Below are 17,770 nucleotides of genomic sequence, written 5' to 3' on the forward strand. Positions count from 1 at the left end.
AACGCGCCAAAAGCCGATAAGCCAGTAATTGAAGGTTTTGGAACCATTCGAAACAACACAGCTCTAAAACCAGCCTTTGGCACAATTGCAACAGCTATTGTGTTTTGGAACCATTCGAAACAACACAGCTCTAAAACAAAGACATTCAAACTGCTATCCGCTTGTTAGTTTTGGAACCATTCGAAACAACACAGCTCTAAAACGGCAAGCCTTGAAAACTATCTTTTGTATCAGTTTTGGAACCATTCGAAACAACACAGCTCTAAAACCCAGTAGCTATCCTTGATGATATAGTGCACGTTTTGGAACCATTCGAAACAACACAGCTCTAAAACACATAGTTGCCTGTTAGGTCAAAAGCAATAGTTTTGGAACCATTCGAAACAACACAGCTCTAAAACCCAAAAACGTCGATAAATGTATCAAAATCAGTTTTGGAACCATTCGAAACAACACAGCTCTAAAACATCTTTTTAAAACTATTTTCAATGCCAGGGGTTTTGGAACCATTCGAAACAACACAGCTCTAAAACCGCATAGATAGCAGCGTTAGCGTTTTGATGTTTTGGAACCATTCGAAACAACACAGCTCTAAAACCTCGTGGACCAATTTTCGTCCCGAAATTTCGTAATCGCGCTATTCATCTCAGCCAGATTTCAGCTTCGAAATGATTCCTTTTTAAAGTTTTAATTATTTATATTATACCTTAAAAAGCGCTAAAAATCAACATTTCCAGCACTTCCTACTTTTATTTATAATTGTAATTTCTTTTCCAAAGCCTTTGTTAGTACTTCAGAATAATTCACTTGATCACGATCTGCCAATCGCACTAACCATTCGGGAACCGTCACATTTTTCCGAATGGCTTTGTTATTTCTAAGATAAGGACTAGGATCAGCTTGAATCATGGTAACGAAACCATCATCGACAGACACTTCCCTTATGTCACTTGGACTAGGTAATTTCATTCCCTCATCTAAATAAGATGCCAGTACACTTTCTAACATTTGACGAGCATTCTTCATAGCTTCTTCCAAATCTTCCCCTTGTGTACCACCACCAAATTCAGGAAATTCAACCCAGTATCCCTTTTTCTCCTTGTGAAAAATCGCTGGATATGATTTTAACATAGCTACTTCCTCCTCTGTTCTAGCAGCCCTAAATCCTTCAAGATTTTCTTTTCAAGACCAACTTTAAGTGATTGATTACCATGAATCGGAATCGTTACGATACAAGACACTCCATTTTTCTTAAAATGATGATGACTCCCTCTCACCCGAACTTCTTCCCATCCATTTTTTACAGCCAACCTGGCTAATTCTTTGCCAGTCAAGGGCAACTCCTATCTCCTCCTTTAATTCTATACGTATTATACGTATTTGTCAATCCATAATAAAAGATAGTTCCAAATTATAGAACTATCTTATTTATTCGTATTTAGTTGCCACTTTCTGTTATCAAGAAATAATCTTCATCTAAAATATACTGGGAAAAACCATCAACTTGATGTGGTTCCAGAAATAGAACAGTCATATGTGATAAGTGAATATATTCTAAAATTTGCACTATTTCTTCCTTCTGAAAATAGGACAAGGAATTAATAAAAACTAGAAGTTTCTTCTTACTTAAGTATTTATAAACTTGAAGGATTTCAAATATTTTTTCAAAAATGGTGTCACTTCTGGTTTCAACTTTAACACCTAAAGCCTTAATCAACTCTAAAATTGTGATCTCATCATATTCCAAGTCTAATTCATTCTCTAAGCATTCATAAGCAATCAACTCTGTAATAGTATTCGCCAGTTTTTCAACCATGGACTTAACTTCTGGTTTTTCATTAAATTGATTTTCTAAATCAGCATGCACTAATTTCATCAGAGATGGCGCATTGACATCATAGCCTAATATGTCTGTCACAAGCATCAACTCGGGTGTTTTTAAACTCTTCAATTTTTCATCAAATAGTTTGAGCTCACCATCTTCTTCATATTGATAAAAATTTTTCACCAACTGAGCGAAGACCTGTACATCTTCTATGGCTAAAATCGTTGATTTCCCAAGTTCAATCGGTTCATCTAAAATCGGAAAATTAAGTTTCATCAGGAAAAGCCTCCCCTAAAAATACCAAACGTGAATCTGAACTGGCAACACTAGTATCACGCTTACCGTTCAAATAAATCATACGGGAAAATTGCTTTTCAGTCACTGTCAATAAGGTGATGCTTCCCTTCTTTGGATTATTCTCTTTCAAACGGGCAATCATGGCTGTATTAGCAGAGTTATTCAAAAGCAGTTTGCTGTATATTGAAAACTGATGCATAATGAAACCTTCGCTTAGTAAAAACTTCCGAAATTTCCGATAGGCTTTGCGTTCCTCAGCAGTATCTGTGGGCATATCAAACATTAAAATCATTCGCATATATCGGTAACTCATATCCTAAATTCAGGAACCCCTTTCCCATCATTATTCAGCGCCTTAATCACCTTTTTAGTATAATCACTGACAATATTTGTCAGATACATCTCTTTATTTTTGTAAAGGTAGGTATCTGAAAACATGCTGAACAATTCCCGTTTTATTTTAACAAAAGAACTGTTTCGATTTTCGTAAACAATACGATCAACAATTGGACGGAAAGGTTCCATAATATCACTGGCAAAGTTAAATTGATTGAATTGATTAGCATGTTTAAGACCAAACTGCGTCATACAGCCAGATACAACCACTTCACGCGCAAACATACTTAACAGCAAGGTATAGCCATAGTCAAGACCTGCATTGATATCATTATCTTGTTCTCTGGAAAAATCATTTCCAAATAAGGTATTAAAATAAATCCGTGCAGAATGTCCCTCTCGATTACTAGGATCAAAAGGCTCTAAACCATGATACAACTCCATGATAGATTGTGATTTTTCAAAATAAGAGCATTCTCCCAAATAACAAGACTGGTTTAAAATCTTCTGTGCAATGATGTTTGTCCAAACATCACGTTTTATCTCTTCTGCCCAAGAAATCTGATTGTTTAATTGTAAACTAGAATCGTGACGTGCATAGTAAGGCATGAGCGTGGCTGTTGGCAGACGTTTATCATCACAAAAAATGACTAAAATATTTTCATCAACTAAACGCTTGATTAGCATGGTTGATAAGACAATATCTGTTGTCTCAAGCAATAAGATGTCAATCTCAGACAGATGAATCATCTCTGTCTGATAAGCATCTTTAAAAATCAAGTGGTTGTTTTTATAAGACAACTTGGAATGTGTATTGACAACTACTGTTCTCCATCCTGCCATCAGTCTTCTCCTAATTTACTAAGATCAATCCGCGTTTCGTAAAGACCAGTGATGGATTGGTGGATGAGGGTGGCAGAGAGAATGGACTGAGGTGACCCATATCGCTTCCTCGGTATTGTTGTCCCAAAAAACTTAAAGTCTGCTGGTGCACCCAATGCTGTTAATGTTAATAAATTAACGAAAGAACTACAGATTTCACTCACGGAATACTCTGCCATAGATTTAGAAAGAGATCTTATTTTACTTAAATTTTTATCTACATCAACAAACTTATCCGCAAACTGCCTAATATAATTCAATAAATCTTGAAACTCAGAGCAATGCTCGTTTATATAGTTTTTATGAGCTGGCTCTCCAACGCTATTTATATGTTTAGCATGATAAAGCAATTTCACAAGATAAGCTGGCAAAATCATTTCATTTGCTTTTTGCAGATCTCCACGTTTGTTATCATTAGCCATAACACTTGATAGCATTCTCCTACTACCGTCTTGGAACTCAAATAGGCTATATTTAGGTAACTTGATTATCTTTTTCTCTTGAACTCCTTGATATCCTTTTCTACTTAAAAAATCTAAGGAATTATTTTCAAAATCATTTTTTTCAAGAATTGTAATACCAAGCAATTCAGAACCTAATTTTAATTTCTTTACCTTGCCATTCTCATTTTTACTATCTGCAACTACTAAAACGCAATAAGCTACTGTTGGACTGCCAAATCCTCCATACTTACTAGCTTCTAAAGTATTTTTCCGATTCAATAATTTATCAAAACTACCACGCGGATATATCGTTTCATTTGTTAATCCACCTGTCTGTTCCTCTACCTTCTTCACAATATTGATTTGTGGATAGGAGAGAACTTTTTTGACAGTAGCGATATGCTTTGTTTTATCCCAGGCAATTTCTCCTGTTTCATCATTCACTTCAATCATCGGACGTTCAATAATTCGCTCATCTGCTAGTTTGACTTTGGATTTGAACATATTCATGATATTAGAATAGAAAAACATCCTTTGAGTTGCCGTTTTACGTTCTCGGTAGCTATTATATTTTGGATACTCGCCATACACAAATTCCGGTTCCAGTTTAGGATATTTCATTAGGAGAGCCTTAGCCACAACTGCATTAAGATAAGCATCATGCGCATGATGGTAATCATTAATTTCACGCACTTTATAGAGTTCAAACTCCTTACGGAAGTTAGATACCAGATTGGATTTTAGAGTGACTACTTTGACCTTACGAATCCGTTTCTTATCTTCATCAAATTCTTTATTAAAATGTTCATCAAGAATACGTGCTACATGTTTAGTAATTTGACGTGTTTCAACTAATTGACGCTTGATAAAGCCAGCCTTATCATTTGGTGTTAATTCTTTTTTGGTTAAATTACTGTATTTCCGTTGAGAAATCAGCCCACAGTTCAACAATTTATTCCAAAACGGTCTCATCCTATTGACAACATCTTCACTTGGTACATCATCTGACTTCCCACGATTTTTAGCTGACGAGACTAGAACACGATTATCAATCGAATTATCCTTAATAAAGGCCTGCGGAATAATATGGTCAATATCATAGTCACTTAAACGATTAATATCTAATGACTCACCAGTATACATATCTCGGCCATTTTGGAGATAATACAGGAAAAGACGATCATTCTGCAAAGCTTGGTTATCTGTTGGATGTTCTTTTAAAATTTTATAATTTAAATCGCGGTCAAGATTTTTTATTGCCTCCTCAAGTCGTTTATAACGTTGTTGTGAATTGCGACGCCCCTTGGCCGTCGTTTGATTTTCACGTGCCATTTCAACAACAATTTGTTCTGGTTCGTATCCCATGACTTTCACCAGTTCATCAACAATCTTAACACTTTGTAAAATGCCTTTTTTAATAGCAGGACTGCCTGCTAAATCTTGAACAACTTGATGCAAATCATCGCTATTATCACTATACTGAGCCTTCGCAATCTCATCTTTAAACGTTAAGTTATCATCCGTAATTAGCTGCATCAAATTACGATTTGAACGACCATCATCAACTAAATAATCCATGATTGTCTTACGTGATCGTTTATCTCGAATTCCGTTGAGTAATTTCGCTGACAAACGCCCCCAGCCCGTGTAGCGACGGCGTGCAAGATTATCAATCACTTTTTTATCAAACAAGTCCGCATATTTTGCCAATCGTTGCTTAATCATTTCTCTGTCTTCGAAGAGTGTTAATGTAAGAACAATATCTTCAAGAATATCAGCGTTTTCAGAATCGTCCATAAACGCTTTATCTTTAATAATCTTTAATAGATCCTGATAGATACCATAAGAGGCATTAAATGTTTCAGTTTCCTTATCCAAGCCTTGGATATCAACAATTCTAAACTCATCAAAATTCTTCTCTAAGAACGTTAACAGTTTTCTCTTAGTAACTTTTCGTTCTTTCTTGAAAAGACCATCAAAAATTTCTTGTTTCAAATTCGCATCAAAGAATTTAGCTGTGCCTGTTTCAGTAACATATTTAATTTTAGTCAATTCATTATAGACGGTATATTTTTCGTACAAGGGACTATGCTTTGGTAGCACTTTCTCGTTTGGCAAATACAAATCTTGATTAGTCATACGTTCAATAAAAGCCTGAGCTGATTTGTTTTTATCAATAATCTCTTCAAAATTCCAAGGTGTCACTTTTTCTTCCGAATTAAAGCTTGCCCAAGCAAAATCACTATGACCATGACGATCCAAAGGACCGACATAGTAAGGGATTCTAAAGGTCAAAATTTGTTGAATTTTTTCAGCATGTTCTTTTAGGAACGGATAGTATTCACCTTGACGTCTTAAGATAGCCTTCATCTCAGCTAAATGTACCTGATGAGGAATTGAACCATTATCAAAGGTACGTTGCTTTCTTAGAAAATCCTCACGATCGATTTTTTCAATAAAGTCTGCACTGCCATCTACTTTACCAATTAGATTTTTCACGTATTTATAAAAGTCTTCCTGGCTGGTTTTACCTTCAATATAACCCGCATAGCCATTCTTACTTGCATCAGAAAAGACTTCTTTAAATACATCATGTGTAAAATTCGCTTTGACAAAGGCTTTTAGTTTAGCTAAATCCTTATTATGCTCTTCATAACGTCTAACCATAGAAGCAGATAAGATCGCTTTTGTACTCAAATCATTAACCGTCAAGATTCCTGATAACAAAATGCTGTCGTACAGCTTTCGAGCAGCTACAAAGACATCTGTATATTCATCACCAATTTGTCCTAATAAATTCTCCAAATCTTCATCATAAGAATCCTTAGATAACTGTAGCTTAGCATCTTCAGCTAAATTAAAATTCGTCTTAAAATTAGGGAGTAATCCAAAAACAAGTGACACGAGGTTTCCAAAAAATGAATTTTTCTTTTGACTTGGGAAATGAAATAATAGAGCTTCTACTTTACGAGACTTATTCATTTTTTCAGTAATAATATCAGAGATATTGATCTTTACATCTGCCAGATGACTATCTTCCTGTGTCACATCATAAGCCGTTAAAAACTGGCTGAACAATTCCTGACTATCAGTATTTTTTACATCCAATTTCGGATCATCAATTAAAAAATGGCCTCTAAACTTAATCATATGTGCCAAAGCCAAATAAACCAAACGTAAATCAGCTTTTTCTGGAGTATCTGCAAGATATTTTCGTAAATGATAAATGGTAGGAAACTGTTCATGATATTTCACTTCATCCACAACATTTCCAAAAATAGGATGGTGGTCTCCTCGCTTATCTTCAGAAACAAGAAAAGAATCTTCTAAACGATGGAAAAAACTCTCATCAACCTTATTCATTTCATCTGAAAAAATATCTTGCAAATACAGCAAACGATTTCGCCGACGTGTATAACGACGGCGTGCTGTACGTTTCAAGCGTCTATCTTCCGCAGTATTTCCACTATCAAACAATAAAGCTCCCAATAAATTTTTCTTAATGTAATTTTTGTCTGTATTTCCCAGAACTTTCATCTTCTTGGCAGGAACTTTGTAGTCATCTGTTATGACAGCCCAGCCGACAGAGTTGGTACCAATATCAAGTCCAATAGAGTAAGGCTTTTTCATCAAATTCTCCTTCAAAAATCTCTTGCAAAATAGCATTAAAAATTGTAAAATAAGTATGTTGGAATTATTCGAAACAACACAGCAAGTTAAAATAAGGTTTATCCGTATTCAACTTGAAAAAGTGCGCACCGATTCGGTGCTTTTTTCTACCATTTGTCAAGTCTATCAACGGTTTTGAGAACTATTTTTTAAAGATATAGTAGATGTTTAAAGTCTACTGTATCTTTTTAAGTTGTTTAAATCTAAAAAGTGTACACTAAACCAACACCTTATTTTGTGATTTTTTTGATAAGGTGTTACAATAATAGTGCATAACCCCTTTATTGATTTTGGGTTGAAGTATAATCGTAAAGTTTGTTATGCGTTATGAGGTAATACATTGTCCGAATGAGACGATGTATGGAGGCAATCGTGTGCGGCTTAGTTGAAGTCGTTTGCGATTGTCTTTTTCGTTTCTCATAAAAGTCTGCGATATGGCAAGGATTGGTGTGACTGGCTGAAGCGATATTGTGAATGCATTTGAAAAGAATCTTTCTGGCATAAGGGTTGCCGCGTTTGGTAATATGTTCCTGTGCCAAAAAGTTTCCAGATTCATAGTGCCTAAGATCAATGCCGATAAAGGCGTTGATTTGATTGGCAGAATGAAACCGACGAATGTCACCGAGTTCACCAATAATGCTTGTTGCAGTTGTTTCAGCGATACCAGGAATAGAGAGAAGGATCTCATATTCTGGTAAGGATTGAGCTAGTTCCACCATTTCGTCTAAGATTGTTTGTCTCTTTTCAGAAAGTCTGAGTAATTCTTGTGCATAGTAACGGATCTCTTCGAACATTGGAGAGGTTTTCTTAACGGCACAATAAGACTGATTGGCTAGTGCTGTCAGCTTCTCTGCTAAGTAAACCACACGCTTGTCAGAAATGCGTTTTGAAGTGGATTGCCGAATACTATCTAAGAGTTCATTGCCATCCCTATCTAAGACCAACTCCTTACAAGGAAAAGTCATGACCAATTTCCAGTATTGTTCCCCAGTTGGTGTTGCCAAGATATTTTCCAACTCTGGGAAAGTGACTTGCAAAACCTTGTGCAGACGATTTTTGGCCCGAACAATGTCCTCAGTCAGATTCTGATAGAAACGGCTGAGATCCCGCAAGTTTTGGTAGACTTCTTCTTGGACATAAGTCGGTTTACGATTCAGCACAAATTGAGATTGAGCCAGTTTTTCAGCGTCAATTTGATCGGTTTTACGCACACGCAAGCTATCCAGTTGCTTCTTAGCTTCTAAGGGATTAAGTCGTGTGTAAGCATAGCCATTATCTTCTAGAAAAGCTTGGAGACGGCGAGAGTAGACACCTGTTGCTTCAAAGATGATTTCTGGCTTGTGGACGGTTTTCAAATCGCCAAGTAGCCGAGCAAAGCCAATGGCATCATTGGGCATGGTATAGCCATGAACCTTCTCGCCGTTGACTAGAATAGCCACTTCTGAACTTACCTTACTCACGTCAATCCCAAATACTACTCGCATGCTATTACCTCTTTGTCTTGAATGATTCCTTGTTTTAGTGATGTCATTTTCAATACGCGACGTCTGGCGCCCCACATACTTTGATAACATTCTTCCTAAAACAGGTGTCTTGCCAGTTTTTATTGCGACGTCTAGCGTCAAAAGCACCCACGACTTAACAAGACACCTCTACTTTAACATAAAGAAAAAGCAGTGAGTACTTTCTCCCGTTGGAGATTTCCTCACTACTAATCTTAGTATGTTTTTATTTTATAATCCCAATATCTAAACCTAAAATTTTTCCGTTTGTCATAAAGAACTCCCTTTTATTTTTATGTAAGCGCTTCTATTATACCACTATCTATGAAATATTTTAACGATATAAAAGAAAAAATACAGAAATTTCTCTGTATTTTTTCAACGAGATATATTAGGCAAGCTTTAAAAGGTATGTCTATTTTTCTTTGAAACTGTCAGTCAGATGAATAAAACGAATGAAGTGCTGAAAATTGTTGGATAGGCGAGCGATGAGGTCGGGATCTTTGATTTGCCCGTTTTCATCAAAAGCCCTTGGGGCAGTTTTTAGAAAGAAAGGCTTATCAGCCATGACCCACGCTTTTAAGCCGGGGGCTGCGAGAACTCGTTTCAGGTCTTCTTGTGCCTTTTGCGGAATATGCTCATTAAGGGAAGCTCCGACAAGCATGACAGCTTTATTCTCAAAGGGACTCTGCTGATAGGAAAACCATTCTAACATGGATTTAAGATTGGGTGTCAGGCTGTGATTGTATTCTTCTGCTGCTAAAATAAGACCGTCTGCAGCTAAAATACTGTCTGTCAATTTTTGTAAGATGGGATACTTATCTCGGCTGTCATCCTGATTAAAAAGCGGAAGCTTCTCTAGTTCAAGCCATTCAAAATCAAAAGCCAGTCCAAACCGTTCTTGAATAAATGACAGCAATAAATAATTGTAAGAAAAGGATGTGCTTGCATCCGTAATTCCCAGCAATTTCATTTCTTGTCTCCTTTACATCATAATCGTCTTATTATACACAAAAACCCCACCAGCTTCTAGCATTTGATTTGAGATAAAAAAAGCGAAACAAAAGATAATCATCTAGTGTTTCGCTTCTTGTCTTTATTCCGTTCGTAGGGCTTCAACCGGATCTTTTTTGGCGGCAACCCGCGATGGCAGAATACCTGCAAAGACGGTCAGCAAGATAGAAATAGCAATCAGCACCACTGCCGACCAGACAGGCAGAGAAGAGATATTATTGATATCCAGCAGATTGTTGACAATCATATTGATAGGAATATTGAGCAAAAGGGTGATTAGAATACCAAGAATACCAGCAATGGCTCCCTCAATAACAGTCTCTGCGGTGAAAATACGCATCACGTCTTTTTTAGAAGCCCCCATGGCACGCAGGATACCAATTTCTTTGGTCCGTTCAAGAACTGAAATATAGGTAATAATACCAATCATGATAGATGATACAACCAGTGAAATCGCAACAAAGCCAACCAGAATATAAGTAACCGCGTTAATCATTGTGGTTACCGATGACATCATTAAACCAACAGTATCCGTGTAATTAATAACTTTTGATTTTTGCTTATCTTTTTTGACCTGTTTGTTATAATCGCTGATCAAATCTTTAAGAGCTTCCTTATTCTCAAAAGAATCTGCATAGAAGTTTATGGTTTCAGGATTGGCTGTGTCTATAATGCCGATTTTTTCTAAATTGTCATCGTAGGTAGCCGTTGCATTTTCATTATAGCGATTCACATAATCTGCCAGCTCCTCTGCTGACATTGAAGCTAAAGCAGCTCTTTGTTCAGCACTTAGATTAGCAGATGAAAAGGGCTTGCTGGAACTTGAAAAGTCCTGACCGGTAAAGATATTGCGCTTCTTATTAGCCAGCTGTTCTTTAGCAATACTGCTGGCATTGATCTTTTCAGAGAGATAGCTGGTCAATTTCTGGCTGTAGCCAACCCCAGCATTTGAACTGCCTGAAGCCGTTCCCTTCTGAGGTTTTACGATGCCCACAATTTTGATCGTTTCGGCCGCATTGACCAGCTTTTTCATATAAGTATCATTATCAGACCGATCAACCCAGATTCCTCCTTCTTTTTGATAGACATCTGAATTGATAACCAGCTTATAGGTTCTGCCGACTAAATCGGAGTATTGATAGCTGCTTTCTTTGATATGTTTCAGCTCTTTGCTGCTGTTTAATTCGCTGACATCTTTAATCCCTAGACTGTAGAGAACATAGTCATCAATTTTGTTATTTTCCTCTGCTATCAGGACAACTTCATTGTATTTTTGCGGCAGATGGCCATCAACAACTTGATATTGAGAAGACAGCATTTTCGGACTTGATGATAATTCCTGCCAAACATTGAGATTGGAAAGCAGCACCTGAATATTGCTGCCGGCATTTTTCACTTCCTTGCTCAGATTGCTGGGATTAACTGGCCTAACACCTTTAGAAGTATTAGTTTGATAAATTCTTGGCGACAGTTTGTAAGAATACTGGATGTCCTTAGTTACTTTACGGAATTTGCGCGAATGCTTTTTAATATAAGCTTTAAAGGAGGCTAAATCATTATCCACAACCTGAGTTGAAATCATGTTTTTTAGAATATTATCGGTTTTGAGCGTCTTCTTTTCTGACTTTTTCTTGCTGCTGTTGCTATCTTCATTGCCGGCAGCAAACAAGCCCATAAAATTTTCATTAGAAGATTTCTCAATGGACAAGGGATAAGCAACTAAGGTATCTTCCTGGGTCTTTGAGATGTATTTTTGAGCACCGTTTGAAAGGGATAAGATCAAGGCAATCCCAATGATGCCAATAGAACCTGCAAAAGCAGTCAGAAAGGTTCGGCCTTTTTTGGTCAGTAAATTATTGAAAGACAGCGACAGAGCCGTCATAAAAGACATCTTGGTCTTCTTAAAATCAACTGCTGACTGGTCAAGATCCTTATCGTTATAGGGATTGCTGTCATCAATAATCCGACCGTCCAAAACCCGAATGATGCGGTTAGAGTACTTTTCTGCCAAATTTGGATTGTGCGTTACCATAATAACCAAACGTTCTTGAGCGATTTCTTTGAGTAAATTCATAATCTGCAAAGACGTTTCTGAATCCAGAGCTCCGGTCGGCTCGTCAGCCAGTAAAATATCCGGATTATTGACTAAAGCACGCGCAATAGCGACCCGCTGCACCTGACCGCCTGACATCTGACTGGGTCTTTTATGTATATGGTCTTCTAGGCCAACACGTTTCAAGACCTCCAAAGCGCGGCTGCTGCGCTCTGATTTGGAAACGCCTGACAGGGTCAGTGCCAATTCAACATTTGCCAGCGCTGTCTGGTGTGAAATGAGATTATAGGACTGAAAGACAAATCCAATCGTATTATTGCGGTAACGATCCCAGTTCTTATCTTTAAAGTCCTTGGTTGACTTACCATTAATCAATAAATCACCGGATGTATATTGGTCTAAGCCTCCCACAATATTAAGCAGGGTCGTTTTTCCGGATCCAGACTGTCCTAAAACAGAAACAAACTCACTGGCCCGGAAATTGATACTGATATCGTCCAAGGCCGTCCGCTTGATTCCCGCCGTGTCATAGATTTTGGTAATGTGCTTTAGCTCTAACATCATAACTCCCAGCAATATATAATAGTAACTATTATTTTAGAGTTTTACGGCTAAAACTGCAAAGAAAAAACGTCTCAAACATAAAAGTTTTATCCTATTAAAAAAGAAAACAAACCAGCCGTCAGAACTGGTTTGTTAGAGTGCAGACAAAGGTCATTTTCATTAAAACATGCTTTTGCGCATTATGTAATAATTCTAATGAGACTTTCTGCTGTGATAAAAGTGTTTGGAATATTACCGTTTCAAGCACTCAGAAGATTTGAAAACTCAGACTCAAATCTTAGCATGAAATTCTATAGGAAAGCGCTGCTGTCCGTATCACTTAGAAAAGGATTTGGTCTCTTCTACACTATTTCTCTTTTCTTACTTTTCTTTCTGATTTGCCATAAAAGAGCGCAAAAAGAAGACTCATAAAGAAGGAAAAAGAGAATAAAACAATGCAAAAAGAAAGTCTCAGGCAAAATATAAATGACAGAATCCGTATAAGGATTAAAAAGCCAAGTCTCATCTCCAGCAAAAAGAACCTGATGGAAAAGCGTAAAAAAGCTATCAAAACCAATTGCTACAGCTATCAATGTCAATATAATAGGAATGAGTGCTGCAATCTTTAGAGCTTGCTTATACAGGATACCATAACCCTTTTGGATGCTATTTCTCATAAAAAGAAGGAAGCTAGGAAGGGTTAGAAGAAAACAGACTTGCGCCAAGTGAAAAAGCCATTTCACTTGCTCAAAATGATGCAAGCCATCTTTGGAAGACGGAAAATCAGGCATAGCCAGCTGCCAATGAAAAGGACTGGTCAAATACAGCATTAAACGATTAAAATTATGCTGAATCTGACTGCTTTTCATATAAACTACTTTTTCCAAACCTAAGCAAGAAATTTCCAAAGGGTAAAGAAGCCAGACCAAATAAATAGTCGCAAGAATTGAAAAAGCCAGCAAAAACAGAAGGCTAAAAGCAAAGTGAATCTTATCTTTCATCAAAATCCCACTCCGCAAGACTGGATAGAACAAAATCAGGCTGGACTGGCAAAGCAGGCACTTCTTCTGGCTTGGTAAAACCAGTCGTGACTAAAAGCGTAGCAATATCATTCTTAATGCCAGCGGTAATGTCTGTCAGATAATTATCCCCAACCATAATAGCCTCATGACGTTTAACACCTAGACGTTCCAAAGCCTTATTCATAATGACAGCTTCAGGTTTACCGATAATAATCGGTTTCACACGTGTCGCTTTTTCTAAAAGAGACAAAATAGAACCCGCTCCTGGTAATAAGCCGCGTTCCGTTGGAATATTGAGATCAGGGTTTGTTCCAATAAAAACAGCTCCCTTTTGAATGGCCAAGGTTGCCAGCGTCAGTTTTTCATAAGTCAAATCTGTATCTAAACCAACCACAACATAGGCCGGATTTTCGGTATCTTCCAGATAACCCGCCTCAGCAAGAGCTGTTTTCAAACCTGTTTCACCAATAACATAAGCCGTTTTCCCGCGATTCATATCATTCATATAATCAATGGTCGCCAAGGTCGCTGTATAAATAGTTTCCAGCGGTGTTTGAATATTGAAAGAAGCCGCCAGCATTTCCTGAACCATTTTAGGTGTGCGCGTGGTATTATTAGTAACTAAAATATAAGGAATCTGTCTTTCCTGCAATCGTTTAACAAAATCTTCTCCTGCAGGAATCCTGTCCTTACCCTTATAAATCGTGCCATCTAGGTCAATCAGATAACCCTTATATGCCATTAGTTTTTCTGCTCTCTTTCCATTTTTTCTTGTTTTAGTCCTTTAAGACAGCTGAGCGCTGTTAGGGTGTCTGCTGTCCTGTCTATGTAGGATTCTCTTTTTATCTCTCCCCCAAGTCTGCTGGATTTTTAAGCGGCTGCTCTTTATTGGATACTTTCCCATTCTGTAATGGCTTGAGCGTTGATACCGCCGTTTGACATGATTTCATGCTTGGTTAAAAGACCTTCTTGTTCTAAGTGTGAATTGATATCATGGCCATACTGAACTTCTTTGACATACTTGAGATTAATTTTTTTAGGGACATGGTTCTTTAAAAACTCAAAGTCAAGCACATCATACATCCATTCCAGATAACGGCTGTTGTTGACATGACCGTTGATATCAAGGTCAAAATAACGAACATGGTAAAGAGTGCTGCTTGCATTTTCCAGCGGTCTGTATTTAGGGCCCCGCAAAATTTTTCGGATTTTTTCAGATTCATAAGGAGCAATCAGGTCTTCCGGAACATCATGCACCTTACGCGTATCATAATCCATAAGAACAAAGGTTGAAAAAATATCCACAATCTTTTCCCCTTTGTCATCGTAAATACGGAATTTACGATAGCAAAAATAGCGATTGTAAGAAATCGGTTCTGTTTCAATTTCCACAACTTCATTGAAGCGCGGCAGCCGCTTGATAGTCACCTCGTGCTCAGAGACAACCCAGACTAAATTGTAATCTTGAAAAAGGCGCTCATCTCCTAATCCTAAGCCAACAGACTGATCACTGGCAATCTGCAAAGCGACAGATAGCAGATGTGGCAGCTTCACATGATGATTGACATCACTTTCATAAAAAGGTATTTGATAATGTGTTTTGTATTTTTTCCCCATAATTTTTTACTCCAAAATAAATTTTTCAGCAACAGTGTCGCCTAAAAAAAGACCCTTTTTAGTCATTCTAATCCTGTCTTTGTCCGACACAATCAATCCGCTTTCTTCTAAATCATGAAGGGCCGGCCCATAAACTTCCTGAAGTGTCCGGCCGAATTTTTCTTCAAACCGCGAAAGAGACACCCCTGATTTTTTTCGCAGACCTAAAAAAAGCTCTTCTTCCATCTGTTCTGCCTGAGTCAGTTTTTCTTCCTGAAGTCTGGCATGTCCTTCTTCTGCAGTAGCTTTTAAATAGTGCTGGATGGGCCCTCGATTGCGATAACGGATGCCCTCAACATAGCCAGAAGCTCCAGCACCGCAGCCAAAATACTCAGCATTGTCCCAATACATCAGATTGTGGCGGCTTTCAAAACCGGGTTTGGTGAAGTTAGAAATCTCATAGTGCTCAAAACCATGGGCTTCCATTTCAGCAATGATATAGTCAAACATTTCCGCTTCTAAATCTTCTGTCGGCAGATTGAGTTGCCCGCGGCGCATTTTATTCATGAAAACCGTATGATGCTCTAAAATTAAACTGTAAAGACTGAGATGCGGAATATCCAAGGCCAGCGCTTTAGCAACGTTTTCCCTGACATCAGCCATGGTTTGATTGGGCAGGGCATAAATGAGATCGATGGAAATGTTGTCAAATCCAGCTTTTCTCAGACTGTCAACACTTTCATAAATCTGCGCCTCATTATGCCCTCGGCCAATTTGCCTGAGATGCTTATCATTAAAGGTCTGTACTCCCAAAGACACACGATTAACAGCTGACTGCTTTAGCACTGCTACTTTATCCGGCGTTAAGTCTCCCGGATTGGCTTCAATGGTAAATTCTTCCAGCGTGTCCAAGTTAAGATTTTTGGATAAGTGGCTCAGCAAATACTCCAGCTGCTTTGCTGAAAGGGCTGTCGGCGTCCCACCGCCGATATAGAGCGTCTGCAGATCTTTAATCCGGTAATAATCATTGAATTCCTTAATTAAAGCTTCCAGATAAGCATCAACTGGCTGATTCTGGATAAAAACTTTTGAAAAATCACAATAATAACAAATCTGTGTACAGAAAGGAATATGCACATAGGCTGATCTTGGTTTTGAATACATGATATTATTTTACCATTTTTAACCTGAAATAACAGAAAATCCCCATTTTTTACAGTAGTAAGTTGACAAAATAACGTAGACAGTGTAAACTTATTTTTAAAAGTAGACGTTGTCTACTTTTAAAAAACTTGGAAAGATCTGAATCAAAGCACAGCACAAAAAATAAAAATCTATATCAGTTACAATGATACCGACAACTGCTGCCTGGCTTGGTTCAGAGGATTTACGATGAAACGAAACACTGCAGAACTCAAAGAAAAACTGATACAAACCGGTGTTGCTGAGATAAAAAAACATGGCATTGACAGGCTCTCTTTAAGGACAGTAGCCAAATCTTGCGGTGTTACTCACGCCACACCCTACCGTCATTTTAAAAGTAAAGAAGACTACCTAAGGGTTGTTTTGAAGCGTCTTTCTGCCTTTCTCAGTCAGGAGATGGAAAAAGGCCTGCAGCAAGAGCTGACTGCGAGCAGACAGCTGGCAAAAATGGGATTTAATTTTATTGCTTTTGCTCAGGCCTACCCCTACTTCTTTGAAGCACTCTTTATCAAATTTCCTTTTAAATATATGGAAGTCACTCAGGAAACAATCGTAACAGCCTCTGATTTACCGGGATTTGATAAATTTAAACGTATTGTTTTGAATCTCCGTAGAGAGGAGCACTTTAGCAATAGCGAAGTTGAGACGCTCTTTCATTTTTGGAGCTTTATTTCGGGCTTAGCTATTTTAGCCAAGAGTCCAATTGGCAGGGACTTAAATAATGAGGCCATCCAGACAATAATCAATCACATGCTTGACATTTACATCAAAGGAGAACAATCATGAAGATTTTAATTATTTACACACACCCAAATCATCAAAGTTTTAACGGTGCTATTCTCAAACAGGTTCAAAATAATCTTTCTAAGACACACACTGTTAAAACATTAGATTTATATGCTGAACAGTTTGATCCGGTTTTACAGTTTGATGAAAATCATAGACGGCGTGATTTGGATAAAGTTGCTGAAATGGAACAATACCGTGATCTTGTCACTTGGGCAGACCATCTCATCTTCATCTTTCCTATCTGGTGGAGCGGTATGCCTGCTATTCTCAAGGGCTTCATTGATCGAGTCTTTGTATCTGGCTTTGCCTATTCCTACAAAAAAATGGGGATGCAAGGGCATCTTCAAGGAAAGTCAGCTTGGATTATCACAAGCCACAATACACCGGGTTTCTTACTGCCTTTCGTTCAAGATTACGGTAAAATACTAAAACGGCAAATCCTAGGTATGTGCGGCATCAAGCCTTGCAAGATAACCTCTTTACCTTATCTCAGAGCAACTAACCTAGAAAAACGCCAAAAAATGCTGGATAAAATCGCTCAGCAGGCCAGCAAAATCTAAAGATAAGACAAAATGAAAAGGGAATGTTCAAACTGA

At 37.7% G+C, this 17,770-nt stretch carries 14 protein-coding genes, 1 pseudogene and 1 CRISPR repeat array (1 of these 16 only partly in view); of the genes and pseudogenes, 2 read left to right on the forward strand and 13 right to left on the reverse strand.

Annotated features, from left to right (window positions below; translation table 11 throughout):
- Window positions 1-598: a CRISPR direct-repeat array (repeat unit 36 nt; unit sequence GTTTTGGAACCATTCGAAACAACACAGCTCTAAAAC) (it extends 166 nt beyond the left edge of the window).
- Between the two features lie 155 nt (window positions 599-753).
- The 13 genes and pseudogenes from SRA_RS05905 to hemW all read right to left on the reverse strand — a co-directional run bounded on the left by SRA_RS05905 (window position 754) and on the right by hemW (window position 16,346).
- Window positions 754-1,131, reverse strand: a complete 378-nt coding sequence (locus tag SRA_RS05905; protein ID WP_003088681.1) for a type II toxin-antitoxin system HicB family antitoxin — start codon at window positions 1,129-1,131, stop codon at window positions 754-756.
- Window positions 1,132-1,133: 2 nt separating this feature from the next.
- A complete protein-coding gene (locus SRA_RS05910; protein ID WP_003088683.1) occupies window positions 1,134-1,340 on the reverse strand; it encodes a type II toxin-antitoxin system HicA family toxin in 207 nt (68 codons plus the stop codon).
- Between the two features lie 98 nt (window positions 1,341-1,438).
- A complete protein-coding gene (gene csn2 / locus SRA_RS05915) occupies window positions 1,439-2,101 on the reverse strand; it encodes a type II-A CRISPR-associated protein Csn2 (RefSeq protein ID WP_003088686.1) in 663 nt (220 codons plus the stop codon).
- Entirely contained in the window at window positions 2,091-2,435 is a 345-nt protein-coding gene (gene cas2 / locus SRA_RS05920; RefSeq protein WP_003088688.1) for a CRISPR-associated endonuclease Cas2, read from the reverse strand. The genes csn2 and cas2 overlap by 11 nt, the downstream gene beginning before the upstream one ends.
- The gene (cas1, locus tag SRA_RS05925) at window positions 2,432-3,301 is read right to left on the reverse strand and encodes a type II CRISPR-associated endonuclease Cas1 (protein WP_003088691.1); all 870 of its coding nucleotides are present in this window, start codon (window positions 3,299-3,301) and stop codon (window positions 2,432-2,434) included. The genes cas2 and cas1 overlap by 4 nt, the downstream gene beginning before the upstream one ends.
- Complete coding sequence (cas9, locus tag SRA_RS05930) at window positions 3,301-7,413, reverse strand: type II CRISPR RNA-guided endonuclease Cas9 (RefSeq protein WP_003088697.1); 4,113 nt, start codon at window positions 7,411-7,413, stop codon at window positions 3,301-3,303. Before cas9 ends, cas1 begins: the two co-directional genes overlap by 1 nt.
- 320 nt (window positions 7,414-7,733) lie before the next feature.
- On the reverse strand, window positions 7,734-8,936 hold the full coding sequence (locus SRA_RS05935; RefSeq protein ID WP_003086305.1) for an IS110 family RNA-guided transposase: 1,203 nt from the start codon (window positions 8,934-8,936) through the stop codon (window positions 7,734-7,736).
- A gap of 433 nt (window positions 8,937-9,369) precedes the next feature.
- Window positions 9,370-9,927 (reverse strand): NADPH-dependent FMN reductase, encoded by a 558-nt coding sequence (locus SRA_RS05940; protein ID WP_003088699.1) that lies wholly within the window; start codon window positions 9,925-9,927, stop codon window positions 9,370-9,372.
- Between the two features lie 123 nt (window positions 9,928-10,050).
- Window positions 10,051-12,582: an ABC transporter ATP-binding protein/permease gene (locus SRA_RS05945; protein WP_003088701.1), complete on the reverse strand. Its 2,532-nt coding sequence runs from the start codon at window positions 12,580-12,582 to the stop codon at window positions 10,051-10,053.
- A gap of 318 nt (window positions 12,583-12,900) precedes the next feature.
- Window positions 12,901-13,565: pseudogene (locus SRA_RS05950) on the reverse strand (TIGR01906 family membrane protein).
- Entirely contained in the window at window positions 13,555-14,328 is a 774-nt protein-coding gene (locus SRA_RS05955) for a TIGR01457 family HAD-type hydrolase (RefSeq protein ID WP_003088705.1), read from the reverse strand. The pseudogene SRA_RS05950 and the gene SRA_RS05955 overlap by 11 nt, the downstream one beginning before the upstream one ends.
- 143 nt (window positions 14,329-14,471) lie before the next feature.
- Window positions 14,472-15,203: an acyl-ACP thioesterase domain-containing protein gene (locus tag SRA_RS05960; protein WP_003088706.1), complete on the reverse strand. Its 732-nt coding sequence runs from the start codon at window positions 15,201-15,203 to the stop codon at window positions 14,472-14,474.
- 6 nt (window positions 15,204-15,209) lie between these two features.
- On the reverse strand, window positions 15,210-16,346 hold the full coding sequence (gene hemW, locus SRA_RS05965; protein WP_003088708.1) for a radical SAM family heme chaperone HemW: 1,137 nt from the start codon (window positions 16,344-16,346) through the stop codon (window positions 15,210-15,212).
- Window positions 16,347-16,574: 228 nt separating this feature from the next.
- On the opposite strand from hemW, the gene SRA_RS05970 reads away from it, so the two are divergent.
- Together SRA_RS05970 and SRA_RS05975 are read left to right on the forward strand one after the other, a co-directional pair.
- The gene (locus SRA_RS05970; protein WP_003088710.1) at window positions 16,575-17,171 is read left to right on the forward strand and encodes a TetR/AcrR family transcriptional regulator; all 597 of its coding nucleotides are present in this window, start codon (window positions 16,575-16,577) and stop codon (window positions 17,169-17,171) included.
- Complete coding sequence (locus SRA_RS05975) at window positions 17,168-17,734, forward strand: NAD(P)H-dependent oxidoreductase (RefSeq protein ID WP_003088711.1); 567 nt, start codon at window positions 17,168-17,170, stop codon at window positions 17,732-17,734. The genes SRA_RS05970 and SRA_RS05975 overlap by 4 nt, the downstream gene beginning before the upstream one ends.
- Window positions 17,735-17,770: the final 36 nt, after the last annotated feature.

The sequence above is a fragment of the Streptococcus ratti FA-1 = DSM 20564 genome (genome assembly GCF_000286075.1).
GTDB lineage: Bacteria > Bacillota > Bacilli > Lactobacillales > Streptococcaceae > Streptococcus > Streptococcus ratti.